General features: G+C 34.1%; 21 protein-coding genes. 15 read left to right on the forward strand and 6 right to left on the reverse strand.

Annotated features, from left to right (window positions below):
• The first annotated feature begins 3 nt into the window (after nucleotides 1-3).
• The 14 genes from R2Q16_RS08395 to R2Q16_RS08460 all read left to right on the forward strand — a co-directional run bounded on the left by R2Q16_RS08395 (nucleotide 4) and on the right by R2Q16_RS08460 (nucleotide 11863).
• Nucleotides 4-657 carry a hypothetical protein gene (locus R2Q16_RS08395; RefSeq protein WP_316736421.1) on the forward strand — a complete coding sequence of 218 codons (654 nt, stop codon included), beginning with the start codon at nucleotides 4-6 and terminating at the stop codon, nucleotides 655-657.
• Nucleotides 636-1415: a sensor histidine kinase gene (locus tag R2Q16_RS08400; RefSeq protein ID WP_316736422.1), complete on the forward strand. Its 780-nt coding sequence runs from the start codon at nucleotides 636-638 to the stop codon at nucleotides 1413-1415. Before R2Q16_RS08395 ends, R2Q16_RS08400 begins: the two co-directional genes overlap by 22 nt.
• A gap of 2 nt (nucleotides 1416-1417) precedes the next feature.
• Nucleotides 1418-2050: a response regulator transcription factor gene (locus R2Q16_RS08405; RefSeq protein ID WP_316736423.1), complete on the forward strand. Its 633-nt coding sequence runs from the start codon at nucleotides 1418-1420 to the stop codon at nucleotides 2048-2050.
• Between the two features lie 150 nt (nucleotides 2051-2200).
• The gene (locus R2Q16_RS08410; protein WP_316736424.1) at nucleotides 2201-3121 is read left to right on the forward strand and encodes a glycerophosphodiester phosphodiesterase family protein; all 921 of its coding nucleotides are present in this window, start codon (nucleotides 2201-2203) and stop codon (nucleotides 3119-3121) included.
• Between the two features lie 47 nt (nucleotides 3122-3168).
• Nucleotides 3169-3876, forward strand: coding sequence for an ATP-binding cassette domain-containing protein (locus tag R2Q16_RS08415; RefSeq protein ID WP_316736426.1), 708 nt, complete (start codon nucleotides 3169-3171; stop codon nucleotides 3874-3876).
• Nucleotides 3877-3879: 3 nt separating this feature from the next.
• Nucleotides 3880-4419 carry a hypothetical protein gene (locus R2Q16_RS08420; protein ID WP_316736427.1) on the forward strand — a complete coding sequence of 180 codons (540 nt, stop codon included), beginning with the start codon at nucleotides 3880-3882 and terminating at the stop codon, nucleotides 4417-4419.
• A gap of 93 nt (nucleotides 4420-4512) precedes the next feature.
• Complete coding sequence (locus R2Q16_RS08425; protein ID WP_316736428.1) at nucleotides 4513-5199, forward strand: outer membrane beta-barrel protein; 687 nt, start codon at nucleotides 4513-4515, stop codon at nucleotides 5197-5199.
• 13 nt (nucleotides 5200-5212) lie between these two features.
• On the forward strand, nucleotides 5213-5986 hold the full coding sequence (locus tag R2Q16_RS08430) for a hypothetical protein (RefSeq protein WP_316736430.1): 774 nt from the start codon (nucleotides 5213-5215) through the stop codon (nucleotides 5984-5986).
• 42 nt (nucleotides 5987-6028) lie between these two features.
• Nucleotides 6029-6754 carry a gliding motility-associated ABC transporter permease subunit GldF gene (gldF, locus tag R2Q16_RS08435; RefSeq protein WP_316736431.1) on the forward strand — a complete coding sequence of 242 codons (726 nt, stop codon included), beginning with the start codon at nucleotides 6029-6031 and terminating at the stop codon, nucleotides 6752-6754.
• Entirely contained in the window at nucleotides 6754-8436 is a 1683-nt protein-coding gene (gldG, locus tag R2Q16_RS08440) for a gliding motility-associated ABC transporter substrate-binding protein GldG (RefSeq protein ID WP_316736432.1), read from the forward strand. The genes gldF and gldG overlap by 1 nt, the downstream gene beginning before the upstream one ends.
• 34 nt (nucleotides 8437-8470) lie before the next feature.
• Nucleotides 8471-9595, forward strand: coding sequence for a DNA polymerase III subunit beta (gene dnaN / locus R2Q16_RS08445; protein ID WP_316736433.1), 1125 nt, complete (start codon nucleotides 8471-8473; stop codon nucleotides 9593-9595).
• An 85-nt stretch (nucleotides 9596-9680) separates the two neighbouring features.
• Nucleotides 9681-10361: a DUF4397 domain-containing protein gene (locus tag R2Q16_RS08450; RefSeq protein ID WP_316736434.1), complete on the forward strand. Its 681-nt coding sequence runs from the start codon at nucleotides 9681-9683 to the stop codon at nucleotides 10359-10361.
• A gap of 56 nt (nucleotides 10362-10417) precedes the next feature.
• A complete protein-coding gene (locus R2Q16_RS08455; RefSeq protein WP_316736435.1) occupies nucleotides 10418-11107 on the forward strand; it encodes a DUF4397 domain-containing protein in 690 nt (229 codons plus the stop codon).
• Nucleotides 11108-11179: 72 nt separating this feature from the next.
• Entirely contained in the window at nucleotides 11180-11863 is a 684-nt protein-coding gene (locus R2Q16_RS08460) for a DedA family protein (protein WP_316736436.1), read from the forward strand.
• Nucleotides 11864-11918: 55 nt separating this feature from the next.
• Here the strand turns inward: R2Q16_RS08460 and R2Q16_RS08465 are convergent, their stop codons facing one another.
• Genes R2Q16_RS08465 through R2Q16_RS08480 form a run of 4 tightly spaced genes read right to left on the reverse strand, consistent with a single transcriptional unit; the run spans nucleotide 11919 to nucleotide 16958 of the window.
• On the reverse strand, nucleotides 11919-12875 hold the full coding sequence (locus R2Q16_RS08465; protein WP_316736437.1) for a zinc dependent phospholipase C family protein: 957 nt from the start codon (nucleotides 12873-12875) through the stop codon (nucleotides 11919-11921).
• Nucleotides 12876-12895: 20 nt separating this feature from the next.
• The gene (locus R2Q16_RS08470; protein WP_316736438.1) at nucleotides 12896-13348 is read right to left on the reverse strand and encodes a DUF1569 domain-containing protein; all 453 of its coding nucleotides are present in this window, start codon (nucleotides 13346-13348) and stop codon (nucleotides 12896-12898) included.
• A 27-nt stretch (nucleotides 13349-13375) separates the two neighbouring features.
• A complete protein-coding gene (locus tag R2Q16_RS08475) occupies nucleotides 13376-14608 on the reverse strand; it encodes a DUF3999 family protein (protein WP_316736439.1) in 1233 nt (410 codons plus the stop codon).
• Entirely contained in the window at nucleotides 14586-16958 is a 2373-nt protein-coding gene (locus R2Q16_RS08480) for a DUF2339 domain-containing protein (RefSeq protein ID WP_316736440.1), read from the reverse strand. The genes R2Q16_RS08475 and R2Q16_RS08480 overlap by 23 nt, the downstream gene beginning before the upstream one ends.
• A 107-nt stretch (nucleotides 16959-17065) precedes the next feature.
• Between R2Q16_RS08480 and R2Q16_RS08485 the strand changes: the two genes are divergently transcribed.
• Nucleotides 17066-17506: a DUF4395 domain-containing protein gene (locus R2Q16_RS08485; protein ID WP_316736441.1), complete on the forward strand. Its 441-nt coding sequence runs from the start codon at nucleotides 17066-17068 to the stop codon at nucleotides 17504-17506.
• On the opposite strand, the gene R2Q16_RS08490 is transcribed toward R2Q16_RS08485, so the two are convergent.
• Nucleotides 17507-18538, reverse strand: a complete 1032-nt coding sequence (locus R2Q16_RS08490) for an Atu2307/SP_0267 family LLM class monooxygenase (RefSeq protein ID WP_316736442.1) — start codon at nucleotides 18536-18538, stop codon at nucleotides 17507-17509.
• Nucleotides 18539-18726: 188 nt separating this feature from the next.
• Nucleotides 18727-20583, reverse strand: a complete 1857-nt coding sequence (hscA, locus tag R2Q16_RS08495) for a Fe-S protein assembly chaperone HscA (protein WP_316736443.1) — start codon at nucleotides 20581-20583, stop codon at nucleotides 18727-18729.
• Nucleotides 20584-20636 lie beyond the last annotated feature (53 nt).

Genomic DNA, 20636 nt, shown 5'->3' on the forward strand with positions numbered 1-20636 from the left:
GCAATGGAATTAAGTAATTTTCAAAAGTTTTTAAGCGAAAGCTTTCTTTATGTAGAAGGTTTGGCCGCTTTTATCGCCATGCTTAATTTTAAAACTTTAAAAAATCAGTACTGGCGATTTTTTATCTATTACTTAGTCTTAATTTTTTTAAGCGAAATTATTGGTAAATGGGGTGGTTTGTATTTTAGCTTTTCCAAAGCAAAATATTACAACTATCTCGTTATTCCATTTCAATTTATATTTTTTTACTGGCTCTATGCAGTCAAATCATTTAATAACAAAGCACTATTTTACTCATTTTCGGTGCTGTATTTGGCTTCATTTTTAATTAGCGAAATCTTTTTCAGCGAAAGCAAAATATATTTTTCTTTTAATTATACGCTCGCTTGTTTATTGCTGATGTTTTTAGTGCTGAAAGAATATTATAACCAGGTTAACTCGGTAAATATTCTTAATTTCAATAGGAATAAAATGTTTTACATCAACCTTGGTGTAACGCTATTTTACATTGGCACACTGCCCTTTTTTGCATTCTATTCCTTATTAAAAGATTATATAACCATATGGGATATCTATTATGATTACTTCTTAATTTCTGGGGTAGTGATGTATTTACTCTTTTCAATTTCATTTATATGGGGAAAACAGAATTATTGATTACGGTTATTTTGTTTAACCTGTTTTTTGTGAGCTTTACTGTTGCCATAATGGTTTACATCCGTAAGTATAAATCAAGAAAAAAGGAATATTTAAACGAGATAAAAATTAACAACGAAATACACCAAAAGGAATTGTTAAGCACCCAATTAGAGATTCAGCAAGATACGATGCAACAAATTGGTAGAGAATTGCATGATAATATCGGTCAGAAATTAACTTTGGTTAGTTTGTATGCACAGCAGCTTGTTTACGAAAAGAAGGTGCCGCAAGCGAGTGAAAAAATTGAACAGATTTACCAGATTGTAAATTCTTCACTGCATGATTTACGAAGCTTATCAAAAAACTTAACCAATGATAATATTAATACGCATGAAATTGTAACTTTAATACAGGATGAAGTGAATACTTTAAATGCGTTAAAAAGATGCGATGTTTTGTTTAATCATAACGGTGATGATTTTAATTTAGATTTTGTTCGGAAAAACGTTTTACTTAGGATTACACAAGAATTCCTTCAAAATAGCCTTAAACATTCAAACTGTAGCGAAATTAAAATTGGGTTGCATTCTGACAATGATGCTTTTTTAAAACTTAAAATTGAAGATAATGGCGTAGGGTTTGATTATTTGAGGAGTAATTCTGATGGTATTGGATTGAAGAATATGAAAAAACGGGCAGAAATTATTGGCGGACAGTTCAGTTTTGAAAGTAAACCAAATCACGGTACATCACTTACTGTTATTTTAAATGGCTAATCATGAAAAAAACAATTGTTATTGTAGATGATCATATTCTAATTGCAAAGGCTTTACAAGGTATTATCAATAATTTTAGTGATTTTGAGGTTATCTACGTTTGCGAAAACGGTAAGGATTTAATTGATAGGTTTGTTAACGGAAGCAAAATTCCTGATATTCTATTGTTAGATATTAGCATGCCCGTAATGGATGGCTTTGAAACCGTAACTTGGGTAAAGCTCAATCACCCAGAAATATTGGTTATGGCTTTAAGTATGCAAGGCGAGGACAAAAGTGTTATCAGAATGGTTACCAATGGGGCAACTGGCTATCTTTTAAAAAATGCTCACCCAACAGAGCTTGAAAATGCTTTGACCAAATTAGCCACGAATGGATTTTTCTATCCCGAATGGGCATCAAAAATTATATTTTTTAGCTTGAATAAGGCAAAGGAAGCTGAAATAAAAATCTCCGACCGGGAAAAAGAATTTCTAAAATACACCATAACCGAGCTTAATTACAAAGAGATTGCCGATAAAATGTTTTGTAGTCCCAGGACTGTTGAAAGCTACCGCGATAATCTTTGCGATAAATTAGAACTCAAAACCCGTGTTGGTTTGGCGGTCTTCGCTATAAAAAATGGATATGCGTAGAGGAGGGTTAATTGCTTGATTGTTTATTTGTGAAATTGGTCAACTGTTCAAGGCTAGATTAACCAGTTTAACATTGAACCAACAACCTCATTTGACCAAAAATCATCCAATTTACCTTTGCCATTTTCCATTTTTTCCTACTTTTGAATCATGAAATTCCATTTTTTACTTTTCTTAACCGTTTTAACGGTGTTTTTATCGTGTAAGCAAGAAGAAAAAGTTCATCATTATATTAAATTTGAGAATACTAACGAGCTGTATCAGTTTTTAAAGTGGGCGCCAGAAAATCGTTTTCCTTTAATTAGTGCGCATCGTGGCGGTCCAATGCCTGGTTTCCCAGAAAATTGTATCGAAACATTTGAAAATGCCACCACTTATAATCCAATGGTTATTGAATTTGACATTGCTTATAGCAAGGATTCTGTTTTAGTAATTATGCACGATGATAAATTGGATAGAACCTCAACAGGAAAAGGACCAATTGGCGATTACACTTACGATGAACTTAAAGCATTTAATTTGAAGGATGATGAAGGGAAAGAAACGAATTTTAAAATACCAACTCTAGATAGCGTTTTAAGCTGGAGTAAAGGAAAAGCATTGTTAACTATTGATTTAAAAAGAGGTGTTTCTTATGCAAAGGTTATTGAAAAGGTTAAACAATATCAGGCAGAAAGCAATTCGATTATTATAACTTATACTGCAAATCAGGCTCAGGAAGTACATCAATTGGCACCAGATTTAATGATTTCGGCATCAGTACAAAAGAAATCAGAATTGAAAAGACTTAATGGTTTGGGTATACCAAATAATAGGATTGTTGCTTTCGTTGGTGTTAGCGCACCCGATAAAGATTTGTATAAATATCTGCACGATAAAGAAATTACAACGATTTTAGGTACAATGGGTAATATTGATAAAAGCTCAATAGCTAATCCGGCAAAAAATGTTTACTATCACTTGGTAAGTAATGGTGCTGATATTTTATCATCAGATAATATTGCGCAAGCTGCGGAGCAACTGGATAAGTTTCGATACAATAAAAAGCTAAGTTCGGCATACATTAATTAAAAATATCATCATTGCGAGGCAATGACGACTGACTAATTAGAAACACAATGAGTATTTCAGTAAAGAATCTTTCCAAGCATTACGGTAAACAAAAAGCGGTTGATTCTATTAGTTTCGATGCAAAACCGGGTCGGATTTTGGGTTTTCTTGGTCCGAATGGTGCGGGTAAATCTACCACAATGCGTATGTTAACCGGATATTTGGAGCCCACATCAGGTCAAGCTAAAATTTCTGAAAAAGATATCGTTACTCAATCAATTATAGCTAAAAAACATATTGGTTATTTGCCGGAAAATACACCGCTTTATACAGATATGTACGTTAAGGAATTTCTAAGCTTTGTGGCTCAAACCTACGGGTTAAAAAATATTTCTGAGCGAGTTGAAGAAGTGATTAAAATGGTTGGCTTAACTCCGGAGCAACATAAAAAAATCGGAATGTTATCCAAAGGTTATCGTCAACGTGTGGGCTTAGCTCAGGCGATCATCCATAATCCAGATGTATTGGTTTTAGATGAACCAACATCGGGCTTGGATCCAAATCAGTTGGTTGATATCAGAGCGTTGATTAAAGCGCTTGGCAAAAATAAAACGGTTATTATTTCAACACATATTATGCAAGAGGTAGAAGCCATTTGCGATGATATTATCATCATCAATAAAGGTAAAATTGTTGCAAACGATACGCTTGAGGGTATTAAAAAGGCAAATAATCAAAGTTCATTGGAAGATATTTTTAGAAAACTTACTGCTTAATTTATGTTGAAATACTTTTTTTTGTTATTCGCTTTATTATTTTTTTCAACTCTAAGCTTAAAGGCTCAAAATACAACTAATCTAAGTGTAGGTGCAGAAATCGGTCTTCCATCCGGTAATTTTTCAGGTATTTCTGCAATTGGAACAGGTGCTTCTATTAAATTAGATTTACCGGTTTCCAATCAATTTGCATTAAGCTTAAATGCTGGTTTTATGAATTTCTTTGGAAGAAGAAGTCAAATTCTTACCGTTAAAGATTTGACATATATTCCTATAAAAGCAGGTTTAAAATATTATTTAAGTGAAGGTTTTTATGCAGAAGCCCAAGCAGGAACTGGCTTGCCAATAAACGAAGGACAAAAAATATTGTTTGTATGGTCGCCGGGTGTTGGAAATATTTTTAAACTCCGTGGTAAAGGGTTGCTTGATGTAGGTTTGAGGTACGAAGGCTGGACGGGTAGAAATGATGAAATACAATTTCTGAATAGATCAAATTCAAAGGGCTTTGCAGGTTTAAGAGTAGCTTATGCATTTGAACTTTAGAACAAGACCTCATGTTAATTTTTTATTAAATCAACTAAGGTTTTCTTAGTTGATAGAAGTTTTTGCTATTTTACTGGTATCAAAAAACTATCTATGAAAAAGCTAATTTTAACACTCTCTTTTCTGACTGCATTTTTTGCAGCATTTTCACAAACGAATCAAGTAAAAGTGGGCATAAAAGCCGGACTTACATTGCCAACCATTTCGGCAAATGGTGGTGCAAGTGCTTATGATGGCCCGGAACCGCCAGATTACAAAATGAATCCCTCATTTTACATTGGTGGAATTGTCGATTTTCCAGTTTCAAGCTTTTTTTCTATGCAGCCGGGTGTTACATTATTAAATAAAGGTGCAAAATATGGTCATCGATATAATTTGGGCCCAGATGTGTATCACTTTGATGGCAAAGTAAATCTGATGTATATTGAAGTTCCGGTAAATGGAATATTCGCCATTGAGGTTGGAAAAGGAAAGATATTGTTAGGCGGAGGACCATATTATGGTATGGCAATTAGTGGGAGAAATAAATTCGAATCTACTATTACCGTAAATGGTAGTACAACGACTACTACCAGTGATAGGAAATTGGAATTTGGTAGCGGTAAAGATTTTCAAAAAGATGATTATGGCTTAAATCTTTTAGGTGGTTACGAATTACATAACGGATTAAATATTCATGTGGGTTATGGTATAGGTTTTAGAACAATAACAGGTGGTAATAGCAATTTTTATCAGGAAAAAAATAATGTATTATCGGTAGGTTTTGGTTTTTCTTTGTAGATAATTCTAAACTATGTTGCAATATTTCTTTTTTATAATTCTTTATCCAGCTTTGCTGATTGTAAGTATTCTGGTTGGTGCCAGATATGCTTCTTATCGGTTAAATCTAAATAAATCCTGGAAGAATATTGGATTGGAATCTAGCTTAATGAGCATTTACGCTTTGTTGCTTTCGTTTTCACTTGCCGGCTCAAGTAACAATGCAGCCGAACGGAATGAGGAAATTTATGATGTTGCAGACCGACTATCTTTAGTGATTAAAAAATCGAAATATTTTGAACCAGAATTACGCAGTGCTATCCATAAATATTTAAGAGATTTTTTTGATATTCACGAACATAACCTTAATGCAAATGCGGCCGCATCGGGTGAAATCGTTAAAAAAGTTATCGCGAACGACCAAAAACTAGATGAATTTTTGATTGAATATTTGGTCAAAAATCCTGTATATAAAAATGAAATTGGCGAGATAACGACCAATACAAGCGGTTTGCGCTCTGCTTATATTCGCTTAACCCAAAACTACGGTAAAACCACACCATCTTTGATAATTGCAATTTTAATTCTGTATTCTTTTATGATGGGGTTTCTTATCGGATTTATGAAGAAATTCCATTCGAATGAAACTTTTATAGTTTCTACCATATTTGTAATTATAAGCGCAGTTATGATTGGTGCAATTTGGGATCAGGACCATCCGGGTATAGGTTTTGTTAGACCAAACTATGAAAGTATTAATGATGTAAGCAATTTATTTAAGGCTTATTTAACACGCCATCATTTATAATTTGCCTTAATATTTTATTAACTTCGGCATTTAAATTTTGTTATGTACGCAGTTTTTAAGCGCGAATTATATAGTTTTCTTAGCTCGATGGTTGCCTTTATCACTATCGGCATTTTTCTATTGGTTTCTGGGCTATTACTATGGTTTTTCCCTGATACATCGATACTCGAATATGGTTATGCAGAACTTGGTGGTTTCTTTAGTTTAGTGCCATATCTTTTCATGTTTCTAATTCCGGCAATTACCATGCGTTCATTTGCTGAAGAAAAAAAAGAAGGAACATATGAGTTGTTAATTACCAAGCCAATTACCCTTTGGCAAATTATTTTTGCTAAATACTTATCTTGTTTGGTTTTGGTACTTTTTTCTTTAATACCAACAACCATTTATTATTTCTCTATTTCAAAATTAGGTTTGCCTGAAGGAAATATCGATTCCGGAGCAGTAATTGGTTCCTATGTTGGATTATTTTTGCTCGGAACGGCTTTTACAGCTATAGGCATTTTTGCTTCATCAATTACAAAAAATCAAATTATTGCATTTGCAATTTCTGCTACTATTTGTGCATTTGCATTTTTAGGTTTCGATTATACCAGTCAACTTTTTGCATTAAGCTCATTCGAAACTATACTATCATCTATTGGGATAAATGAGCACTACCAGTCTATTAGTCGGGGCGTTTTAGATACCAGAGATTTGATCTATTTTCTGAGCTTTTCTTCAGTCTTTTTATTGTTAACAAACTTAGCAGCAGGAGGGAAGAAATAATGAAGAATAAAAAAAATTGGATAACCATAGTTGTAGCTATATTAATTCTTTTTGCGGTTAATATTATCGGTAGATATATTTTTCATCGGTTTGATTTTACGGCTGATAAAAGATTCAGCCTAAACGATAAAACAAAAAATGTTCTAAAAAACACGCAGAAACCGATTTTAGTTACTGTGTTTTTAAATGGAGAATTGCCATCAGCATTTAAAAGATTGCAAACATCAGTAAAAGATTTGCTGAGCGATTACAAAGCTTATTCCAATGCCGAGTTAAAGGTTGTTTTTGTAGATCCTTTAGAAGGTTTAAATGGTGCGGATCAGGATATGGTTATCAATAACCTTTACCAACATGGTATAGAAGCCACAAATTTGAGTGTTAAAACAGAAAGCGGTTTAACTCAAAAGCTGGTTTACCCAATGGCGATGATTGAAACTGATGGTAAAGAGTTACCTGTTAAACTTTTTCAAAATCTTGATGCCAGCGGAAATTATGAGGATAACATCAACCGTTCAATCGAGAATCTGGAATATGTATTTACTTCAGGTATTAAAAAAGTCGTAACTGGCAATAATCCCCGAATTGGTTTTACCGAAGCAAATGGCGAACCATCTGATTTAGAACTTTATGATGCAATTCATACACTTTCCAGTAGTTATGAAGTTGGACGGGTTAACTTAAATACGATTGATAAAGCAGGGCTTGATAAGTTAAAAATGTTGGTTATTGTAAAACCGCAACAAGCATTTTCCGAAACCGAAAAATATAAAATAAATTACTTTGTGATGAATGGGGGCAGGGTGCTTTGGAGTATCGACCAGGTTTCTGCCGAGTTGGATAGTTTACGTGGGAAAGGTTCTCAAATGGTTTTCAATAAAAACTTGAATCTTGACGACATGTTATTTATGTATGGTGCAAGAATAAACTATAATGTTATTGCTGATAAAAACTCTGCTGAAATTCCGGTTTCAACAGGCGTAGTTGGCGGACAAGCGCAAATTCAGCTGGTTCCTTGGATATATTACCCTATTCTACTGCCCGATACAGCCGCAAGTTTAGTTAAAAATTTAGATGGCATAAAAGCTGAATTTCCGAGTACAGTTGATACAATTGGTTCAAAAGGTGTTAAGAAAACGTACATTTTAACTTCATCTTCTTTTAATAAGGTTTTTAATGTGCCAAAATTATTTTCGTTGCAGATGGTTGCCGAACAACCAGATCCGAAATCATTTCAAAATCCGCTACAAAGTGCAGGGGTTTTGTTAGAAGGGGAGTTTCCATCAGTATTTGCCGGAAGACATCTACCAGCCCAAATTACAAGTGCTTTCACAAATGTAAGTGTTAGTAAAAATTCGAAAATGGTTATAATTGGTGATGGAGATATCTTTAAAAATCAGGTAATTGAAAAGGATAACTCGCCATTGCCACTTGGTTTCGATAGGTACACTCAGCGCACTTATGGAAATAAAGCTTTGTTGCTCAATATTGCCGATTATTTTACAGATGATGATAATCTTATCGTACTGAGAAACAAAGAAGTTAAAATTCGTTTGCTTGATAAGGCAAAAATTAAGCTCGAAAAAACCAAATGGCAGGTTATTAATGTTATACTTCCGTTATTATTGTTAATATTCTTCGCAATTTTTCAACATTATTACCGCAAGTACAAGTACGCTAAATAATTTTTCTATTTTTGAAGAAGAACTTAATGATATCATGAGATTTATAGTATCCACATCAACTCTATTAAAACACCTACAAACTGTAAATGGTGCATCTAGCAGCAGTACGGTTTTACCAATATTAGAAAATTTTCTTTTTGAAATTAAAGAAGGCAATTTAACAATCTCTGCAACCGATTTACAAACCAGCATGACCACTGCTTTGGCTGTTGAATCAAAAGAAGAAGGTAAAGTTGCAGTTCCATCTAAAATTTTATTAGATACACTTAAAACATTACCGGACCAACCTATTTCATTTAATATTGATGATGCAACATTCGCAATCGAAATTAGCGCTGGTGATGGAAAATATAAACTTAGCGGCGAAAATGGAGATGATTTTCCAAAAATTCCGGTAGTTGAAAATGCTTCTTCTGTTAATTTACCTGCATCTGTTTTAACAGAAGCCATTACAAAAACAATTTTCGCAGTTAGTAATGATGAATTACGTCCGGCAATGACGGGTGTTTTTTGCCAGTTATCGCCTCAGCACATTACATTCGTAGCAACCGATGCACATAAATTGGTGCGTTACCGTCGTATGGATAGCAAAGCTGATAAAGCAACCTCATTTATTCTGCCTAAAAAAGCTTTAACACTTTTAAAAGCCGCTTTACCATCAAATGATATCAATGTATCGGTTGATTATAATGCAACTAGCGCTTTCTTTAAGTTTGAAAATATCAATTTGGTGTGTCGTTTAATAGATGAACGATATCCTGATTATGAGGCAGTTATCCCTCAGAATAATCCAAATAAACTGGTTATTGACAGAAGCTTGTTTTTAAATACACTTCGTCGTGTAGTAATTTTTGCAAACAAAACTACGCATCAGGTTAGGCTAAAAATTAACGGAAGCGAACTAAATATTTCATCAGAAGATTTAGATTTTGCAAACGAAGCACATGAGCGTTTAAGCTGTCAATATGATGGTGAAGATTTAGAAATTGGGTTCAATGCCCGCTTTTTAATCGAAATGCTTAATAATTTAAGTGGTGATGAAGTTACTTTAGAACTCTCTACACCGAACAGAGCAGGATTGTTAATTCCACAAACCAATGATGAAAATGAAGATGTTTTGATGTTAGTGATGCCGGTAATGTTAAATAACAGTTACTAAATCGCTAAATTTTTAGTTAAACATATTAAGAATGGCTTGGTTTTTGACCAAGCCATTCTTGTTTACTACCAAATACATCCATCTTATGAAAAGCTCTACTCACACTACGCCAAAGGCGTCTATTTTTCTGTTTTTGTTATGCTCGATGTGTTTTATGTCCTGTAAAAAACACGATCCGAATGTTGTGGTACAAGGGCAAGCGAAACTAAAAGTAATTAACGCTGTACAAAGTGATACCAAGGAAGAAGTTTATGTAGACAACTCAAAAATGACAAGTGCAGCTCTATCTTTCGGAGAAACAAGCGATTATGTTAAAGTTTCATCGGGAAGTAGATTTATCAGTTTTGTTGGTTCTAACACCTTAAATACTGATACTAATTTGAATTTTAAACCATCGTTAACTTACAGCACCTTTTTAATTGCAGATAGAGACGGAAAAAAGGAAATTATCAATTACAAAGATAATTTAAGTGTTTCTGATATGACAGCTGCAAAAATTAGAGTTGTAAATTTAACTCCTTATTTTACTACAGGTATTAACGTTAGTATTCAAACGGGTTCACCATTTATTAATGCGATAATGTTTAAAGAAGCTTCTAACTATTTTACAGTAGAAAATGGTGCAGCATTAAGATATAACGTTGTAGGTTCTGGAAACATTAAAACCATTGCTGCAACCGATTTATTGCCGGGTAAAATCTACACCATTTGGCTGAGTGGCCTAACATCGGCATCACTCGAGGCACATTTAATAGTTGATAATTAGTTGTAGACTATTAATTACAAAGGCTATCTTTGAAAATATTATTTTAATAAACACGCATGAAAATTAAATTATCGGCGTTTCTCAAGCTTTCGTTAACATTTTTTGCAGTTGCATTACTTCTGGTAAGTTGTGTTAAAAATGACAACCTTGATTATGATACTAAAGTTCGTTTTTTCAACACTGTTGATGAGAAAGCTCAGGATTTTTATTTAAACGGACTAAAAATTGCACCTTCAATTACTTACGGTACAAACAGTAGTTACATAACTGCTGTTGGAGATAAGGAATACAATATTTTTGCCAGGAACACCAATACTAGTCAGATTAGTGATTCTATAAAATATTCACTAAAGGTTGGTCGAAATTACTCAGTTTTCTATTCCAAAACTTCGGCAACCGATTCTGTTTTAACTGTTTTGGAAGATGATTTAACACGAGATACGGCTCAGGTAACGCTATTTTTTATTAATCTAGGTCATACTTTAGGCTCAAAGGTTAGCATCAGAAACGAGTCTTCTACTCTTGTTAGGACCTTAGGTTTGGGAGAAAATTCAGGTTATATAAAAATGCTTCCTGGTAAAAATTCTAAAATCTATTTAAACCTTTTGGATTCCTTAAATGTAATTGATACCATTTCATATACGAGTTTTACCAAAGGTGTAAAATATACAATTCTGATTGATGGCGTGAATAAGGGTTCGAGAAAAGGGAAATTAAAGGAACGCTTAATTGTCAATAGTAATTAAATTTCTGCTAATAAATTCAGAATAGTCTTTAAATCAAATTCATATTCCTATTTTTGCCCAAAATCATACAAATTGGAATTACTACAGCAACTCTTAGATTTTATTCTTCACATTGATGTTCATTTGGCTCAAATCGTTAACGATTACCAAACATGGACTTATTTAATCTTATTCCTTATTATTTTTGCTGAAACAGGATTAGTGGTTTTACCATTTTTACCTGGCGATTCTTTGCTGTTTGCAATGGGGGCATTAATTGCAGGTGAGCATGAAACAGGTTTAAGCATCTGGGTAATGTTAGTGATTTTAATTGTTGCTGCGATTTTAGGTAATACAGTTAATTTCAAATTAGGAAGTGTTTTAGGTGCAGGTGTTTTTAAGGAGGAGAATAAAATTTTAAAACTAAAATATTATCATCAATCTCATGAGTTTTTTGAGAAACACGGTGGTAAAGCCATAATTTTTAGTCGCTTTTTGCCAATTTTCAGAACAATTGCTCCATTCGTAGCTGGTATAGCAAAGATGCCTTTTGGTCGCTTTACATACTTTAATGTAATTGGTGGTGTTGCATGGATATTTTCTTTATTAATGGGTGGTTTTGTATTAGGCCAAATTCCAATTATAAAAAACAATTTTGAGCTTGTAATCGTATTTATTGCTGTTGTTACGTTTGTGCCAGCAATATGGGCAGCTATTAAAAGTAAAATGCAGCCTAAAAAGATTGAAGAAATTATCGAAGGCGACGATTCAAAATAGATTGAGCAAGCACATTATATAAAGGCAAGAATTTATTCTTGCCTTTCTTTTTTTCTCAAATGTCTCTACCAATAGGAAGTCCTTTTTGATACTTCCTTTCTACATCGTTTTCTGTTTTCTTTTCGTCAGGTTTTAATTCAACCTTAAAGAGATTTTTCAGTTCTGGCTGTCCAGCATCGACCCAAGCCGAAAACCAAAATGAACCAATTTTTAATATTGCAGAACGCATTTGTCTTTCTACCATATTATTCATTTTATCGTGGTAAGCTTTAGAATAAGCCACGGAATATTGCTTTAAAACAGTATTATTTCTTTCTGAGAAACTGTATTTATTATCTGATGGAAAAGATGCCGCAAGTTGTGCCTCAAAAGTTAAAACCGTGTCAACCAAACTTCTTGTATGCTTGATTATTTTCCAAGTCTCTCTTAGTGGATTTTCGATATAGGCTGCTTTCCCAACCACGAAATTGTAATTAGAAGAAAATAATTCAGGTAACCTGCTTTCCCAAAAGGCATGGATGCCAACTTGGTTAGTTAGCTGACCATTATGGTTTGATGTGGTGTGAAGTGGTACATGCGCATCGCCAATGTAATGCCCTAAATCAGCAGAATACTTTAAGATTTTTATTGAATCTCTGGCTTCAAAAGCTTTAACCAAACTATAATAAGTGCGTTGAATTTGCCAGGGCACAATGCCATTTTCATTTAGGTGCTTTTGTCCGTATTTAGCTAATGCATCATTCCATTTTTCGGGAATACTGTCGATGTTTTTTTCATAGTTTTCTACATCTAGATAATGTCGAGGTGCTTCTAAAGTATCTGCATATCTTCTTTTATCAGGGTCTACAGCATGTTCGGTAATGTATTTAATATTCTTCTTGTAGAAAAATAGCATCCCGGTAGGCAAAGTAAAAACCGCCAGATTATTTATTCTTTGATGGGCAAAGAAACCCCAGGAAGTGCAGAGAAAAATAGGGATGATTAACGCTAGAAGAATCGTTAATCTTTTCATTTGTTGATTTGTAATATATATTAAACGCCAAACTGATTTAAATGATGGTCTAGATGTTTATAAAACATATTGTTCCATTCTATTTTGTTGAGCTTACCAAATGAATGAGACTCTTTTCCGTCGAAATGCGCTTCTCCTAATCCTTTTGTTTTATTAATATATTCAATTAAACGGACTTTTTCTTTTTCAAATTCTCTTTCATCTACAATGATAAAAGCTGGCGCAGTTTGACTGCTTTTTTTATATGGTTTTTCATTAACGACAAGATTTTTAACTAACGCTTTCATAATAAATTTCATAAATGCATTTGGTTTTGGATGGATGTTATCGTAAACCAATTCATAACTCACATTGCAATGTGCAAGCATTTGAGCCACGTTCATTTTGCCCCAAAGTTGGGGTGTTTCAGGCTTTAAATTGTTAATTCTACCAATTATTTCGTCGGTTACTGTAGATTGAAAAATGTTCTTCATTTTTAAGGTTTACGGTTATTTTAAGGTTTAATTCTTTAACATTTTAAAAGAAAACCAACCTAAAAGCGCAATAATTACAGCCATCAAAACCCAAAGCCAGGCTTTGTTTTCAAATAATGGTTGCTCACTTTTTATGGAGTATACAGGGTTTTTCTCTTCTGCACCGATATTAACAGAAGTTAAATTAGCTGGGATTTTACTTTCAAAATTTGCAATATCATAATTTGGAGATGCTGCATTTTTGTTCCCATAGTATAAGGAATATTTTAGGTTTGGCTCATCAAAGCGAGTAACCATTTCATAAATATTTCCTTGTAAGTTAACGCCAATAATGTTTAAAGGTAAGTTGTCGCCGTTATCTATTGTAACCTTTAGTTGCGATAGGACGGTATTGTTAAAGCTGTAATTTGCCTTTTCTAATGAACTGAAAGTACCTTCAAAAAGCGTTGCATATTGATATTGCATTCCCTTATCCGTTTTAAAACTATCAGTTGCATATTCAATTTTTATCGGGCGAAAAAAATCATGCTGACTAGCTTCTTTTAATTCAAGATTTGAAATTAAAGAGGGCTGCTTTATGGAAATCGTTACTTCAGATTTTTTAGTCTGTTCGTTATTTACGGTTGAAATTTGAGTAGGCAGATAAGTTTGATAAATTCCTTTTGTGGTATCGCTTTGCTTTATTTTTGCGCTTATTAAATTGGGTGCAGTGTTACTTTTAACGCTTAATCTATAATAAGCATATTTAGCATCAAAAAAGGAAAGCTTAGTAAAACTATAGTCGGTATTGGTGTTTTTTATGCTTAATATCCGACTATCCTTAATAATGCTAAACCATTGCTTATTGTCATTACTTCCTTCCAACGTAGCTTTCCAATCAAAATTTTGCTGTTTAAAATTCAGGTCGATTTTATTAATTACCGATAATTTGTTTGGTTGAAAGGTGAAAAAATAATCTCCATTACTAGAGCTTTGGTTTAGCAGTTTAAAATCTACATCATGCGTCTTAACTTCATCACTGCGTAGTTTAAGTATGTAAGGCATTTCAAGCGTATCTTTTCCCTTAATGCCATAAATTCTCAAATCACTTAAGTCAGTATTTATGGTTTTGTAGATATCGTTAGGCAGCTTTAAAATATGCCAATTGCTATTTATATGCTCAAGTTTGCGCTGATATTTATATTGATTGGTTTGCCCAAAGGCGACATTTCCGCAAAGCAAAATCAAAGCAAATATTTTAATTTTCGGGTTTAGCATCATCAATAATTAGGTGTTTGTATTTGTTGTACAAAAATGAAATAATGAGTAAGAGCACGCCAAGCGACACAAATACAATTGTTTTTGCGATTGTGCCAAGTGTATAAATATCATAAAAGAATAATTTTATCAAAGTAATGCCGAATAAAATCATAGCACCAATGCGCAGGTGTTTTTTGTTTTGCGCTAATCCGATACTTATTAAAATAAGCGAATAAACTCCCCATAAAATGCTCAGTCCCAACTTATAGGTTTCTTGTGTTCCTGATAGTTCTAAAAGATTAATCAATTCGCTGCTGATAATCCATAAAATTGAAATATAGAGTAAGAAATCGAACATGGTTTTTAAGTTTTGTTTTAATAAACCTGAACGAATGAGTTTATAACATTGAAAAATTAGTAAACCAAAAAAGACGAACGATAAGTATCTAATGCTAATATTAAAACTGCTAATCGTAAAAAACTTACTTTCGGGATGCAAATAATTATCCCTCAGTTCGCTTAGCGTATAAAGTCCGTGAGTTAAAAAGAGTACAACAACTAATAAATTAATAACCAGATTGGCCACAGCTAATTGTCCGTTCTTAATTCTTTTTATGTTGAAATAAGTAATAACTGCTGCGAAGAACAGGGTGTAAATATAAATCCAACTGGTTTGAAGCTTTTGATAATTATAGTTGTATTGATAATTTTCGTAACCGACCTTCCCGTTTGGATTTGTCGTGATTCTGCTCAATTCAAACATACTATTAAAGTATTTCGATATCTCCAATCTAAAGGTTATATATATAACGAATATTAAAATTGTGGGAATCGAATAACTTAGAAATTGCCTCATCCAACCCCAATCAATAGGTTTTTCTGTTTCTTTTTTACTGATGTAAAACATCCACGTAAAACTTGCAATGAAAATAATTGAGGTTAAAAAACCAACATTTAATATTGGCTTAACTAAGGCTGAACCATAAAATACGTCATAACTAGTCCAATCCTGCAGTAAACTTAAAAACGCTAAAAATATCAATGGAAACGACAGTTTTTCGTAAATAGCAATGGCTTTTACTCGTCCGAGGTAGAATAAAACAGCCGCCTCAACGGTCCAGAAAATAGTAACCCAGCCGCCATTTAGTTGCACTGGTGCAGCCATTGTGATGAAAGTAATTACCATCGCTAAAATCAGGTAGAAAAGGTTTCTATCCGCTAATTCTTTTTTATAAATAATTAAACTTACCACAAAGTGGATAACTGCATTTGCCAATGTGAATAAGCCTAGTAATCCTACACTATTTTTATTTCCCGATAGGATAAAATAGCCAATTCCATAATAAATGAATGAATTTAGAAGAATGATAACCACATCACTCAAGCCGAAAATTTCCTTTTTTGTTATTTTATAGGCAAGGTTAGTGATGTAAAAAATAATAAAGAAAATTGTAGAAAAAAGCAGTGAAAGATTGAAGAAACGATTGTCAAAACCTAAATCCAATCGCCAGCTTAAGAAGATAATCCATGTTAAACCAAACGATGCGTAAAAAAGTGGTTTCCAATATTTTTTAAAACTTAAAATTAAGATTCCAATATTGATTATGGCCATATAGGTGAATAATACGCCAACTTTGCCTGAACCATCACTCAATAAAAATGGAACAGCATAAGCACCCACTAAACCAATATGCGCAATAACTTGCTTATTATATTTGATAGCGGCGATAACTGTAAAAGAAGTGAATACCACCATCAGCGCAAAAGCTAAAACCTGTGGAATGAGGGCATAAAAATCGTAAGCGGCATAGGTAATAAAATACATTATGGCAATTGCACCGCTTACTAAAACTGCCGAGAAATTTTCATACTTTTCCTTTAATTTGATTGCAAAAGCCATTAAACCTCCGCCAACAGCATAACCTAAAATTATGCGTGTTAAAGGGCTAATCATATCATGGTCGATTGCATATTTTGCGCCAATGGCTACACCAATAATTAAAATCAGGATCCCGATTTTGCTGATTAAATTTTCGCCAATAAACTTTTCGAAATCTGATTTAACCATGTTTTCACGTTTAAATCGCTCTGCGAAATTAGCTTGAGGTTGATTTAAATTTGGTTGTGGTGTACTCTGAAAAGGCTGAGGTATGCTATTGTTTTGTATTACCTGACTTGGAGGCGTATTTCTTGGTGGTGGAGCAATTACTGGTTCGTTTACAATTGGAATTTGGGTTGGTGCTGCTCCAGAAGATTGTAGTGCTTTAACCTCATCTCTTAAATTCTTAATTTCAGCATCAAAACTTTGCTGCCTTAACAACAGGTTTTCGAGCTTTATTAAAAGTAGATTTATCTTTTCGGAATTATCCATTCTATATTTTTCGTAGGTTTTTACTTATTAAATATAGGGATGAATTTTTACAAGGTTAAGGAAAAATTATTTATTGATATTTACAGTTTAAAATATTTATATAAAATATGGAATTATCTTGCCCAATATCTGCAGAACGTATTAATGAAAACGTGGTTAGAATTATTGCTTTTATGGTTGCAATGAAAGCAATTTTTTGCATTTCATTTTCAAATTACTGGGCTATATTATTTCTTACTTTCGATTTTGGGATGAGGGCATTTACAACCGGAAAATTAAGCTTGCTGAAATTTATCGCAATTAAAATTTCTAAAGGGATGGGTTTGAATCCTAAAATGACCGATTTGGGACCAAAAAAATTCGCGGCAACCATGGGCTTTATTTTTTGCCTCTTGATTACCGCGACATTTATGTTCAACTTTCTTGAAGGAACAATTATACTTACATCAATTATGATAGTTTTTGCTTTGCTTGAAAGTTTATTTGCTGTATGTATTGGTTGTTACGTTTATACTTTTTTACAAATATTGAAAAAGGATAAAGTCTAATTATTTCTTCAATGCTTCTTTAACTTTTGGCGCAATCTGGGTTCCAAAAATCTCAATTGATTTCATCATGGCTGCATGAGATGGTCCGCCGACATCCATGTGCGCAGAGAAACGAGTTAAACCGAAAGTTTCTTCCATTGCTAAAATTTTATCAACAGATTGATTAACATCGCCAATAATTAAAGCGCCTGCTTTATCTATTCCCGCATCAAACTGGTTGCGTTGGTAAGGTGCCCAACCACGAGTTCGCCCAATTCTGTTCATTTGAGCAGAATACAATGGATAGTAGTAATCCGCAATTTCTTTACTGTTGTCACCAAACAATGAGTGCATGTGTACGCCAACTTCAAACTTATTCATATCATGGCCATAAGCCTGATAAACTTTTTTATAGTAATCGAAAAGTGGTTTAAATTGTATTGGCTGTCCGCCGATGATGGCGAACATTACTGGTAAACCTAATCTGCCGGCACGTTCTACCGATTCTGGTGTACCACCAACTGCTACCCAGATTTTTAAATTATTATTAACTGCTCGAGGCAAAACTTCCTGATTGACCAACTCAGGACGAAATTTGCCTTTCCAACTTATTTTTTGTTCTGAATTGATTTTTAAAAGCAGCTCTAATTTTTCTTCGTAAAGTTCATCGTAATCTTGCAGGTTAAAGCCAAATAATGGGAAAGATTCAATGAAGCTACCTCGGCCAGCCATTAATTCGGCTCTACCATTGGAAATTAAATCTACAGTTGCAAAATTTTGGTAAAGTTTTACCGGATCAGATGAGCTTAAAACCGAAACCGCACTACTTAATTTGATGTTTTTGGTAACTGTTGCAGCAGCAGCTAGAATAATTTCGGGACTAGAAACTGCATAATCAGGGCGATGGTGTTCGCCAATACCATAAAAATCCAAACCCACTTCATCCATGAGTTTAATTTCTTCGATAATTTCTTGTAGTCTTTGTTGTGCGGGTTGAATTTCACCTTTTGCATTTACTTGCAAATCGCCAAACATGCCGATACCTAGTTCCATAGTGCTATAATTTATAACGTAAAGTTAGCAGGTTAGGAGCAGAGAATTTTTGATGTATGGTAAGAAAAGATGGTAATTACTATGAAAAGAATTGGTTATTCGTTCGTCATTGCGAGGCACGAAGCAATCTCTCTCAATAAGTAGATTCCTTCTTGCCTCGCAATGACGGTAAATTTTAAATTCCTGATTTACTCTATTTTCTTTCCCTTCATTGCGGTAGAAATCGCGGCGTCCATAACACGCTCTGCAAAGGGACGGGTGAATTCGTTCAATTCATCCGCTTTTTTCAGAATTGAATCTTTATCTTGAGTAGCCAAAGCAGCTTTTAAAGCTTCGAAATGAACTTTAGTGTCCGAAATTTCTTCTGATGATAAATGCTCTGCATGTTTTTCGATGAAGCGTTCAGCCGTGTAAAGTAATTGTTCGCCCTCGCTTCTGGCTTCTATCAGCATGCGTTGCTGAACGTCACTTTGGGCATGCTCAATGCTATCTAAAAGCATTTTTTCAACTGTATCATCGCTCAAACCATAACTTGGCGTAATTTCGATTTCTTGTTTTATACCTGAACGCAACTCAATCGCCTGAACGGTTAAGATACCATCGGCATTTAGCAGGAAGTTAATATCTACTTTCGGTAAACCAGCCGGCATGGCGGGAATACCCTTTAAATCGAACTCTGCAAGTTTACGGTTTTCCTTTACCAAATCGCGTTCGCCTTGGTAAACCGAAATTTTCATGTTTACCTGACCATCAATAGATGTTGTATATTGGCGACCCGCTTTCGTTGGAACTTTGCTGTTGCGGGCAATAATTACGTCCATCAAACCGCCCATTGTTTCAATGCCAAGCGAAAGTGGCGTAACATCAAGCAATAAAATATCAGAACGGTTTCCGGCCAAAACATCAGCCTGAATGGCGGCGCCAAGGGCTACAACTTCATCAGGATTGATATTATCCTGTGGTTTTATACCAAAGAAATTCTCTACCTGTTGTTTCACGAAAGGCGTACGGGTAGAACCACCGACCATAATTACCTCATCAATATCGGTTGCAGTTAAATCAGCATCTTTTAATGCGTTTTTGCAGGCGGTGATGGTTTCTTCAACCTTTGCAGAAATCAGTTGCTCAAAAGTTTGTTTATCTAGTGTGCACCAGATTTCGCCAACTTTCTCGTTGTATAAATTTTGACTTGATAATGCCTTTTTTGCAGCTTCAGCTTGTAAACGCAAGGCTTGCATTAAAATATTATCATTAGATAAAACTTTAATATCCAGATTGTTTTTCTCAATCCAGTGGTTTAAAATGGCTCTATCAAAATCATCGCCACCTAAATATGTATTTCCATTCGTTGCCAAAACTTCAAAAATTCCATTCTGGATTTGAAGAATCGATACATCAAAAGTACCGCCGCCTAAATCGTAAACGGCAATGGTTTTTTGTTGCGATGGGTCTAAGCCAATTCCATAAGCCAAACTTGCGGCAGTTGGCTCATTTACAATACGCATTACATCTAGGCCTGCAAGTTTTCCGGCATCTCGTGTTGCTTGTCGCTGACTATCATTGAAATATGCAGGAACAGTGATCACCGCTCTGTTTACAGGTGTTTTTAAAGCATGTTCTGCTCTTGCCTTAAGTTCTTTTAAAATCTCAGCCGACAATTCAATTGGCGTGTAAAAGCGATTTCCAGCTTGAATTTTTACCAATGAATCCGTATCGTCGTCAATTATTTTATAAGAGAAAATATCCTTGTGCTCTGCAACGTCTTTGTAGGACCGACCTAATAATCGTTTTACGGAAAAAATCGTATTTGCAGGGTCGGTAGTTAAAAACTCTTTTGCCTCGTTACCTACAACAGTTTCGTTTTGATTGTTGAAATAAACCACCGACGGCACCAATAATCCTTTACCGGAATCGTTAATTACTTGTGGATTTTTTTCTGGATTGATGAAAGCAACCAAACTATTCGTAGTGCCTAAATCGATTCCAACTATAATTTCTTCCTTTTGAAACGAACCTGTAGCAAGGTTAATTGATATTTTTGCCATGGGGCGAATTTACGGAGATTGTATCAATGTTTTAAGATTGAAATGTTTTAATG

This window comes from Pedobacter aquatilis (assembly GCF_032678425.1).
GTDB lineage: Bacteria > Bacteroidota > Bacteroidia > Sphingobacteriales > Sphingobacteriaceae > Pedobacter > Pedobacter aquatilis_B.

Coding starts and splice junctions, on each gene's coding strand:
- R2Q16_RS08450 (WP_316736434.1), top strand. CDS start 9,681: ATGAAAAGCTCTACTCACACTACGCCAAAGGCGTCTATTTTTCTGTTT.
- R2Q16_RS08420 (WP_316736427.1), top strand. CDS start 3,880: ATGTTGAAATACTTTTTTTTGTTATTCGCTTTATTATTTTTTTCAACT.
- R2Q16_RS08405 (WP_316736423.1), top strand. CDS start 1,418: ATGAAAAAAACAATTGTTATTGTAGATGATCATATTCTAATTGCAAAG.
- dnaN (WP_316736433.1), top strand. CDS start 8,471: ATGAGATTTATAGTATCCACATCAACTCTATTAAAACACCTACAAACT.
- R2Q16_RS08480 (WP_316736440.1), bottom strand. CDS start 16,958: ATGGATAATTCCGAAAAGATAAATCTACTTTTAATAAAGCTCGAAAAC.
- R2Q16_RS08490 (WP_316736442.1), bottom strand. CDS start 18,538: ATGGAACTAGGTATCGGCATGTTTGGCGATTTGCAAGTAAATGCAAAA.
- R2Q16_RS08425 (WP_316736428.1), top strand. CDS start 4,513: ATGAAAAAGCTAATTTTAACACTCTCTTTTCTGACTGCATTTTTTGCA.
- gldF (WP_316736431.1), top strand. CDS start 6,029: ATGTACGCAGTTTTTAAGCGCGAATTATATAGTTTTCTTAGCTCGATG.
- R2Q16_RS08400 (WP_316736422.1), top strand. CDS start 636: ATGGGGAAAACAGAATTATTGATTACGGTTATTTTGTTTAACCTGTTT.
- R2Q16_RS08430 (WP_316736430.1), top strand. CDS start 5,213: ATGTTGCAATATTTCTTTTTTATAATTCTTTATCCAGCTTTGCTGATT.
- R2Q16_RS08410 (WP_316736424.1), top strand. CDS start 2,201: ATGAAATTCCATTTTTTACTTTTCTTAACCGTTTTAACGGTGTTTTTA.
- R2Q16_RS08470 (WP_316736438.1), bottom strand. CDS start 13,348: ATGAAGAACATTTTTCAATCTACAGTAACCGACGAAATAATTGGTAGA.
- R2Q16_RS08475 (WP_316736439.1), bottom strand. CDS start 14,608: ATGATGCTAAACCCGAAAATTAAAATATTTGCTTTGATTTTGCTTTGC.
- R2Q16_RS08415 (WP_316736426.1), top strand. CDS start 3,169: ATGAGTATTTCAGTAAAGAATCTTTCCAAGCATTACGGTAAACAAAAA.
- gldG (WP_316736432.1), top strand. CDS start 6,754: ATGAAGAATAAAAAAAATTGGATAACCATAGTTGTAGCTATATTAATT.
- R2Q16_RS08485 (WP_316736441.1), top strand. CDS start 17,066: ATGGAATTATCTTGCCCAATATCTGCAGAACGTATTAATGAAAACGTG.
- R2Q16_RS08455 (WP_316736435.1), top strand. CDS start 10,418: ATGAAAATTAAATTATCGGCGTTTCTCAAGCTTTCGTTAACATTTTTT.
- R2Q16_RS08465 (WP_316736437.1), bottom strand. CDS start 12,875: ATGAAAAGATTAACGATTCTTCTAGCGTTAATCATCCCTATTTTTCTC.
- R2Q16_RS08395 (WP_316736421.1), top strand. CDS start 4: ATGGAATTAAGTAATTTTCAAAAGTTTTTAAGCGAAAGCTTTCTTTAT.
- hscA (WP_316736443.1), bottom strand. CDS start 20,583: ATGGCAAAAATATCAATTAACCTTGCTACAGGTTCGTTTCAAAAGGAA.